Source organism: Agathobaculum sp. Marseille-P7918, assembly GCF_964248325.1.
GTDB lineage: Bacteria > Bacillota > Clostridia > Oscillospirales > Butyricicoccaceae > Agathobaculum.
Map to the genome: position 1 here is coordinate 106,429 of NZ_CAXTXI010000011.1, position 7,977 is coordinate 114,405.

Consider the following 7,977-nt stretch of genomic DNA (forward strand, 5'->3'; position numbering starts at 1 on the left):
CGCACCTCCCATCAGTTGTATGGAGGTCTGGCATACGCATAAAAATGAGATTGCCAGTAGCTTGTGTTCAAATTAGTGTAGGAGATCGGGTCGCCGCAGTGCAGCATCATCCCGTCCCCCACATAGATGCCCACATGGGAGATGCCGCTGGTGTCATAGGTGCCCACAAAGAACACCAAATCGCCCGGCTGGGGGGCGGATACCGGCGTGGAGATATTGTAGAGCCCCTGGGCGCCCAGCCGCCCGGTGTTGCACAGGCCGGTATTGGTCAGCACATAGCTGACGAAGCCGGAACAGTCAAAGGAGGTCTCCGGGCTGCTCCCACCCCACACATAGGGATACCCCAGATATTTCTCCGCCTCGGTGATGAGGGTAGCAAACCGTTCATCCGTCAGATACTCGGCGGGGATGTCCCAGGCCGTGGGCGGGTTCTCAATGTACTTGCCCACATACCCGGAGGACGGGAACAGGTCCGGCCGGTTGCCCAGGGTGGACATATACACGGCGTACATGGAGAGCTGGTCCTCGCCCATGATGTAGACCGGCACATGGGAGAGGTCGAAATTCTCCAGCGTGACGGTGCAGATGTACCAGGTATAGGGCACCTCCACTTCATACTCGTTGCCCTCGCTGTCCGTCCGGGTCTCGGTGCGGTAGCGGGTCTCCGTTGTGACCGTTTCCGTGATGATGTACTGCTTGTCAAAGAGCATTTCCAGGTCGCTTTGCACATCGTCCAGGGTAAACACCCCTTCATGGAGCGCCGACAGGATGGACAGCAGCACATAAGGGTCATGCTCGATCTCATCCAGGTCAAAGTGATACTCGTCGTAGTCGTGGGTGGCCTCATAGGTGTCCAGGTATTCTTGCAGCTCCGCCTCCATCCCGCAGTAGGCGGCCTCGGCCCCGGTCAGGTCCGCGTCCTCCGAAAGATAGGAGGACGCCACCAGGCCGGAAGTCCCGCCCCCGAACATGGAGGTGCAGGACTGCATCAGCCCCATGATGAGCATGAGAATCAGCCCAATCCCGCCCACGATGAGGAGGGTGTGCTTGTTTTTGGTGACGAAGCCGCCCAGCTTCTGGGCGATGGTCCCGCCGCCCTTCTTCGCTGCGGAGGCGGCGGTCTGGGACGCCTTGCCCGCTGCCTGGGCCGCGCCGGTCCCTGCCCGGTGGGCGGCATACTGCTTTTGCAGCCGTTTTTTCTGCCACAGCCGGGAGATAGGGTTGCTGGACGCAAGCTGGGGGTTCTCCATGATGGACTTCTGCCAGTAGAAATCCGCATTGGCCTTGACCGCCGCCTGCTCCGCTTTTGATACATCCCGCCAGGGTTTCAGCTTGCGGTCTGCACGCGCCTGGTGGAAGCGGCGGCCGCCATAGCCCACGGCCTTCTCGATCTGCCGCTCCCCCAGGTGGCCGGCCTGAACGCCGGAGTTGTCGCCCTCCACCTTGCTCACTTCGCCGTGAAGGGTGGACTTGACCTCCTGCACCGGCCGGGATAAAGGATTGCCATGCTCCTTGCCGGGGGGCTTTACGGGAACGGCGGCCTTCGCCGCGTCCAGCTTATCCGCCGCCTTGTCGGATTTGCGGACAGCTTTTTTCAGCTTATCCGCCGCCCGGTCTGCTTCCGAAAACTGCAAACGGGAGGAAGGGCGGTCCCTGGCCGCCTCACCCTCCCGAAAGGTGTCGCGCCGCTTGCGCCGCGCCTTTTTCGCCTGGCGCCGTTCCACATGACCCGCCGCCTCGTCCGCCGCCCGGCTCAATGCCCCCGCCGTTTCATCAGCGGAGGAATAGTCCTGCTCCGGGGGACGGTCTGAAACATGGGTGGCCTCGCCGGTCACTAGGTTCACCGAAATGGCCCCGTCACGGGTCATCTTCTGGGCCTCCTTCTCGGAGGCTTTCCATTCCTGCATTTATCCGTCACCTCCTCCATAGGGGCAAATGCTGACGCAGGCCCCGGTCTCTATCATGGAAATGTAATGAAAAATGGGATATGCCTGGGGCGGGCAGACCGCGTTGCCCAGGGTTTTCAGCCGCAGGGCCCGGTCCTTCGTGTCCTCGGTTATGCGGGGGACGCCCTCCGGCTCGCCGGCCCAGAGGATACGGCCGTCCATCCCTGGGGGAAGCCCATGAGCCATTCCACCCAATCCGGGTTCAGCGCCGCCTTCTCCGACAGGGGCTGCTCCTGGTGCATCACCTGGGCCGAAAGGTTGCTGGACGGGGACTTGCCCCGGAAGGCCGTGGGTTTCAGGGTGGAGCGGTAGCCCTCCGATGCCGCCGGCGTCAGGTAGAACACCGCCGCCGAAAGGCTCAGGCTCCAGATGGACCCGTCCTTGTTCTTCTTTCGGAAGATCCCATTGTCCGACAGGTACACATCCAGGTTTGCCGCATCCTTGCAGGTGGATTTGTCGGAGGCAAGGGGTGTGGGAAACATCAGCCGCGACGATAAAAGTTCGCTGGCGCTCATGCCACGCGCCGACGCCGCAAGCCGGAAATACGAATGGGAGAACAGCGTATCCCGCTTTTGCCAGGTCAAAAATCGTTTTGTCGAGCCCCATATTGATGAAGCCAGCAACATTTTCCCCAAGCACCCAACGGGGCCGCAGCTCGGTAATAACCCGGCACATCTCCGGCCACAGGTAGCGTTCATCCGCAAAGCCCTTCCGCTTTCCCGCGGTGGAGAAGGGCTGGCAGGGGAAGCCGCCGGAGATGATGGTGACTGTTTCAAGTCCTGTTTTCTCAAAAAACGCCTCCTTCGTAAATGTAGTGATGTCCCGGAACTTCGGCACATCCGGCCAGTGCCGCTCCAGGACGGAATAGGGGTAGTCCGCCCATTCACACTGGCAGACGGTCTCGAACCCGGCCGCCTCCGCCGCCAGGTCCAGACCGCCGATGCCGGAGAACAGGCTCACATGGGTCAGTCGCTCCATACCTCGTCCCCTTCAAGGTCTCCCTCGTCCTGGGGCTCCTCCACATCCTCCAGGCGGACCAGGTTATGGCGGCGGATGATGGACTCCTCCAGGATGTCCTGGGCGGCGTTGCTGTCCTCCGGAAGGCCCAGGCTGCGGAAGAGCTTTTTCAGCACCTTCTCATAACCGCCGGCCTTTTTCTTCAGCCGGAGGAAGTCCTTCTCCGTCTCCGCCTCGGACAGGCGGCGGGCCAGCGAATAATAGAGGACGATCAGGTGATGGATGTCGCCCACCAGCAGGCGGAAGCCGCTGCCGGGGATGATGTACTCATCCAGATACTTTTTAGGCTTCGGTTCCTCTGCGGGGATCATCTCCACTTCGTCCAGTTCCTTCTCGATAAGGTCGTTCAGGTCTTTGGGGTCGCCGAACACCAGGTAGCGGCCGGGGATGCCCCATCCCTGGAACTTCTCCTCGGCGATCTCGCCGTACCGCTTCGCCGTGTCCAGCACATGGAACACATCCTCCTCGTCCTTGATCCTGCCCGCCAGGAAGGCAAGCTGGTGGAGAAGGCCGTACAGGTGGACCTCATCGTTGATGTGGGAGAGATAGGTCTTGCCGTCGATAATGTAAATCTTATTTTTCATATTCACGCCTCCGTTTCTACTGCGTGATCCACCTCGCTGGGCTTGGTGGTGAGCAGCTTATAAAGTTCCGTGTCCCTGGGGAAGTCGTCTGCGAAGGGTAGGATGACATTGTTGAAGAACAGCAGGCCGTGGCCCGGCTCGGAGTTGGTCACATAGGCAAGCTGTTCCGCTGAAATACCCAGCCGCTCCGCCAAAATCTTGCGGTCTCCGGCGGCCTGGTTGAGCATATAGATGAAATCACTGTTTTCCAGGATGTTCTCGATCTCCGGGGAGGAGAGGAGGTCCTTGGGGTTCTGGGTCGCCCCCGTAGGCACTCCGCCCCACTTTCTGAACCGTTTCCAAATCTCGGCGCTGTACGCCGCAGTCTGCTCCTCCTTCAGCAGGAGGTGGAACTCGTCCACGAAATACCAGGTGGAGCGCCCGATGGCCCGGTTGATGGTGACGGTGTTCCACACCGCATCTTGGACAATGAGCATCCCCGGCTTTTTCAGGTTCTTGCCCAGGCCCTTGATGTCGAAGCAGACCAGCCGGTTGCGGATGTCCACGGTCGTGCGGTGGTTGAAGAAGTTGAGGGAGCCGTTCACGTACAAATCCAATGCCTGGGCCACCCGGTCGGCCTCCGGGATATGCTGGGCTAGCAGGGCCTCCATCAGGTCGCCCAGGATCGGCATATTCTCCGGCCGTGGGTCGGCAAAGTAATTCTGATAGATTTTCTGCACCGCCCGGTCGATGACCGTTTTCTCGATGGCCTCCAGCCCGGTCTTGCTGCCCATGATGAGCTCGCAGAAGGACAGGACAAAATCACTTTTCAGCGCCAGCGGGTTCTCCTCGTCCGAGTAGTTGAGATTGATGTCCAGGGGGTTCACATAGTCGGTGCTGGATGGGGACAGCCGGATCACCTGCCCGCCCAGCCGGCGTACCAGGGGCGAATACTCATCCTCCGGGTCGCAGATGATGACGTTATCTTTGGTGGTCAGGATGATGAAGGTGATCTCCCGCTTACAGCTCATGGACTTGCCGCTGCCCGGCGTGCCGAACACCAGTCCATTAGGGCTCCTGGACTGTTTGCGGTCCAGAAGGATCATGTTGTTACTCAAAGCGTTGAGGCCGTAGTACATGGCATCGCCGCCCATGAACAGCTCTTGAGTGACGAAGGGCACGAACACCGCCAGCGCCGAAGTGGTGAGACTTCTCTCGATCCTGATACGGTTGAGCCCCAGGGGCAAAGAGGACATGAGGCCGTCCTCCTGCTGGAAGTCCAGCCGGGTGAGGAGGCAGTTGTAGGTCTGCGCCACACTGGCCGCCTGGGACACGGCGTTCTCCAGCTTCTGCCGGGTCTCAGCCATGTGCATGACCAGGAAGGTCAGGTTGAACATTCGCTCATTCCGGCTTTGCAGGTCCTGGAGGATGGTCTTTGCCGCGCCGCCGTAGGTGGCAAGGTCGCTGGGGAGGATGTCCATGTCATACCCGCTGCGCACCGCCCGCTTCTGCTCCGCAATTTTCATGGCGTCCAGGTCGGTGATCTTGCGCTTGACCATCTTGATGGCCTCGTTCTGATTGAGGCCTCGGATGTGCATGGTCACCAGGATGTTGCCCTCGGTCTCCATGAACTCCGCCAAAATGCGGTCGTGGATCTCCGGGGCGGTGATCTGCAAAAAGCTGACAGCCCCGTACATCTCGCCGATGCGGAAGGTGCGGGTCTCCCCGAAATGGAAGGAGGACGGGGCGATGAAGTCCTTGACCGACAGCCCGCTGGGCGCCAGCCAGTCCCAATCGAAGGCGAACTTTCCGCCCTCCGGGTGGAGGATGCCGTGAAGCAGCTCCAGCCGCTCCTTCCCGTCCAGCACATGGGCGGCGGCGCCCATGACCTTGAAGCGGTTGAGGGTGTCAGTCTCAATGCGGGCGAACCTCGCCCGCGCCGCCGGAAGGTTCTCCGCCTCGATGGTCAGGGTCACATACTTGGTTTTCACATAGCCGTTGCTGCCCCGCTCATACTGGAAGCGGAGTATCCCGGCCGCGTCCTCCCGGACGGGGTCCAGGTCGTCCCCCTGGGGACGGATACCGAACAGATCCTCCTCCGGTCCATGCTCCACATACCGGCTGCTGAGCGACACCTGCACCCCGATGGTGGGGTCGTAGCCGTTGTAGAAATCACAGAGGTGTTCAAAAATATCCCGCTGGTCCTCCGGCGAGGCCAGGCGGTAGTTGACGTCCTCGAAGGCGATGGTCTTGGAGAAGGCTCCGCCCTCCAGCCGGCACAGGCCGTCCGGGAACATGTTGCGGAAGGGGATGCTGTCCTGCACCGTATGGGCTTTCCCGTCCCCCTTGGCCTGGCGGACCACCGCCTCGATCTGCTTACGCTCGGCGCGGGTCAGCTTGCGCCTTGCCCCTGCCGGTTTTGCGGGTCTTGCCGTTTTTGCCTGCAATCGCTCTCACCTCCTGTTCCAATTCGTACTGCCGCACCAAGGCGGAGTACAGGTTGTTGGTCTGGTAGATCCGCATCTTTGGGCGGATAAATTTATTCTCAATGAGGTGTCCCAGGAACACCTCCAGGGGCTGCCCGTTCTTCTCGTACATGGCGAACAGGAAGAAGGGCAGCATCACCAGGATCATGCACAGGGCCGCCGTGGTGGTGCCCAAAGCCCCCTTGGTCAAAAAGAAAAGAGGCACGCCGATAATTGCTGCCGCTCCGAAACATATCACCTGCCGTTTGGTCAGCCCGAACAGGATCTTGCTCTGTACCTTGCTCAGGTCCTTCGGGATCGTTACATAGGCCAATAAAATCAACTCCTTTCCGCAAGCTGAATATCGCTTGCTACTTCATTTCCCCATACATCCCAGCCGGGGGTCGCCTGCCGGGCGAACAGCTCGATCCGGGGGACATCCCCCATCAGGGCCTCGATCCGGTGCCGCGCCTCATCCGGCTTTTTGCTGTGCTCCTCAACATGGGAGAGGATGACCTGCTTGACGTCCCTGGCCGCCCGTTTCGGGTGCCCGCGGGTCGCCAGCAGGCAGATCTCCGCATTAGCGCGGGTCCAGTATCCCATCCCGGTGAAGATGTTATCCGATTTGCGGCATTGCTTGACCCACACGAAGGCCACCGTCTTGAAGGTGAAGCCCCAAGCGTCCATAACGGCCCAGCCCTCCCGGAGCATGGGGAAGGTGATCCAGAGGAACAGGGCGCAGTCCCCGGCCGCAATCCGGGATACGGGCAGCGCCTTGATGGCCTCTATGCTCATGGTGGGATAATGGCTTTCCGCGCTCCGGCCCGCGCCCTTCTTGCTCCATACCTTGTAGGACCAGGGCGGGTCCGCATAGATGACATTGTATTTCTTCTCCATACCGGCCTCCCCCTAATGCGCCCCGAACAGGGACTTGGCGAGGCTGCCGGTCTTAAAGAGGGTGAAGCACAGGAGCACCGTGTACCCCATGCACCCCCAGATGGCGCCGGAAATGTTGTCGCCGCTCAGGGAAATATTCCCCACCAGCACCGCGTAGATCCCTACACAGATCATAATGAGGAACGCCTGGAAGCCCAGGGCCAGCAGGGAGCGGAGATAATTCTGCCCCGTGTTGCCCCATTCCCGGTTTGCCATCGTGGCAAAGGGGATGGGACCTATCGAGGTCACCAAATACACCTCAATCATCCTCCCGTAGATCACCAAGAAAATACAGATAGAGAGGATCTGCGTACACAATCCCACGAAGATGCTCTGGAACCAAAGCCCCAGCAGGGCGCCGATGCTCCAGTCCGCAAGCTGGGTCTCCAAGTCGGAGGTCACGCCGGATATGTCGATGCCCGCGTCCGAAATGATGACGCCGGCACTCTGGCTGACCACATTCTGCGCCACATCGAACACCGCCATGACGATGTTCCAGGTGTTGGTGACGATGAGCACCGCGCAGAAGGTCTTGAAGATCCACTTGAAGAAGATCCAGGTGTCGAAGTCGTGGAGATTGTTCTTTTCTACGATGAGCTGGATGAGTTCATAGCACATGACAAAGGTGAGGACGATGCCGGCGATGGGGACGATTACGGTCTCCGAGAGATTGCGGACCATGTTGAAAATGCCGCTGTTCCACGCGGAGGGCGTCATACCCACCTCACCGGCGATCTCTCCCACCTTGGTATTCAGGGTATCAAACATCCCGGTCAGGTTGGATATGATACCGTCGATGAGCAGTTCCTGGAACCACTCCTGTATCGCGTCAAAGATCAACGGGGATCACCTCCTTTCCGGAAGGCCCCGTGTGCCGGGGCCTCCCGTGGGGTCTGCTGGCGGACATCAGGCGGAGAGCAGGCCGGACAGCAGGGGGATCAGGGTCAGGCCGATGAGAGCGACACCGCCGCCGGCCATGAGCTGTGTTATCCCCAATTAGTAGGAACAATACAGCTTTCTGGCGGGCGGCGGCACGTCAAGAAATATATA

At 60.2% G+C, this 7,977-nt stretch carries 7 protein-coding genes and 1 pseudogene; all 8 read right to left on the reverse strand.

Annotated features, from left to right (window positions below; genetic code table 11):
- Positions 1 to 11 precede the first annotated feature (11 nt).
- On the reverse strand, positions 12 to 1,907 hold the full coding sequence (locus tag ACESSO_RS13820) for a C40 family peptidase (RefSeq protein WP_336307082.1): 1,896 nt from the start codon (positions 1,905 to 1,907) through the stop codon (positions 12 to 14).
- Positions 1,908 to 2,924 (reverse strand): DNA cytosine methyltransferase, encoded by a 1,017-nt coding sequence (locus ACESSO_RS13825; RefSeq protein ID WP_336307081.1) that lies wholly within the window; start codon positions 2,922 to 2,924, stop codon positions 1,908 to 1,910.
- Positions 2,912 to 3,547, reverse strand: coding sequence for a hypothetical protein (locus tag ACESSO_RS13830; RefSeq protein WP_195303890.1), 636 nt, complete (start codon positions 3,545 to 3,547; stop codon positions 2,912 to 2,914). The genes ACESSO_RS13825 and ACESSO_RS13830 overlap by 13 nt, the downstream gene beginning before the upstream one ends.
- Positions 3,548 to 3,549: 2 nt before the next feature.
- Complete coding sequence (locus ACESSO_RS13835; RefSeq protein ID WP_336307080.1) at positions 3,550 to 5,973, reverse strand: VirB4-like conjugal transfer ATPase, CD1110 family; 2,424 nt, start codon at positions 5,971 to 5,973, stop codon at positions 3,550 to 3,552.
- Positions 5,903 to 6,325, reverse strand: coding sequence for a PrgI family protein (locus ACESSO_RS13840; RefSeq protein WP_195303892.1), 423 nt, complete (start codon positions 6,323 to 6,325; stop codon positions 5,903 to 5,905). The genes ACESSO_RS13835 and ACESSO_RS13840 overlap by 71 nt, the downstream gene beginning before the upstream one ends.
- A gap of 5 nt (positions 6,326 to 6,330) precedes the next feature.
- Complete coding sequence (locus ACESSO_RS13845; protein WP_195303893.1) at positions 6,331 to 6,888, reverse strand: MT-A70 family methyltransferase; 558 nt, start codon at positions 6,886 to 6,888, stop codon at positions 6,331 to 6,333.
- A 12-nt stretch (positions 6,889 to 6,900) separates the two neighbouring features.
- Positions 6,901 to 7,767 carry a VirB6/TrbL-like conjugal transfer protein, CD1112 family gene (locus ACESSO_RS13850; RefSeq protein ID WP_336307079.1) on the reverse strand — a complete coding sequence of 289 codons (867 nt, stop codon included), beginning with the start codon at positions 7,765 to 7,767 and terminating at the stop codon, positions 6,901 to 6,903.
- Between the two features lie 66 nt (positions 7,768 to 7,833).
- Positions 7,834 to 7,920 (reverse strand): annotated as a pseudogene (locus ACESSO_RS13855) (Maff2 family mobile element protein); the annotation flags it as partial.
- Between the last annotated feature and the right edge of the window lie 57 nt (positions 7,921 to 7,977).

Excerpts from the sequence above, each read along its gene's own strand:
- ACESSO_RS13820 (WP_336307082.1), bottom strand. The coding sequence starts at position 1,907 with ATGCAGGAATGGAAAGCCTCCGAGAAGGAGGCCCAGAAGATGACCCGT.
- ACESSO_RS13825 (WP_336307081.1), bottom strand. The coding sequence starts at position 2,924 with ATGGAGCGACTGACCCATGTGAGCCTGTTCTCCGGCATCGGCGGTCTG.
- ACESSO_RS13830 (WP_195303890.1), bottom strand. The coding sequence starts at position 3,547 with ATGAAAAATAAGATTTACATTATCGACGGCAAGACCTATCTCTCCCAC.
- ACESSO_RS13845 (WP_195303893.1), bottom strand. The coding sequence starts at position 6,888 with ATGGAGAAGAAATACAATGTCATCTATGCGGACCCGCCCTGGTCCTAC.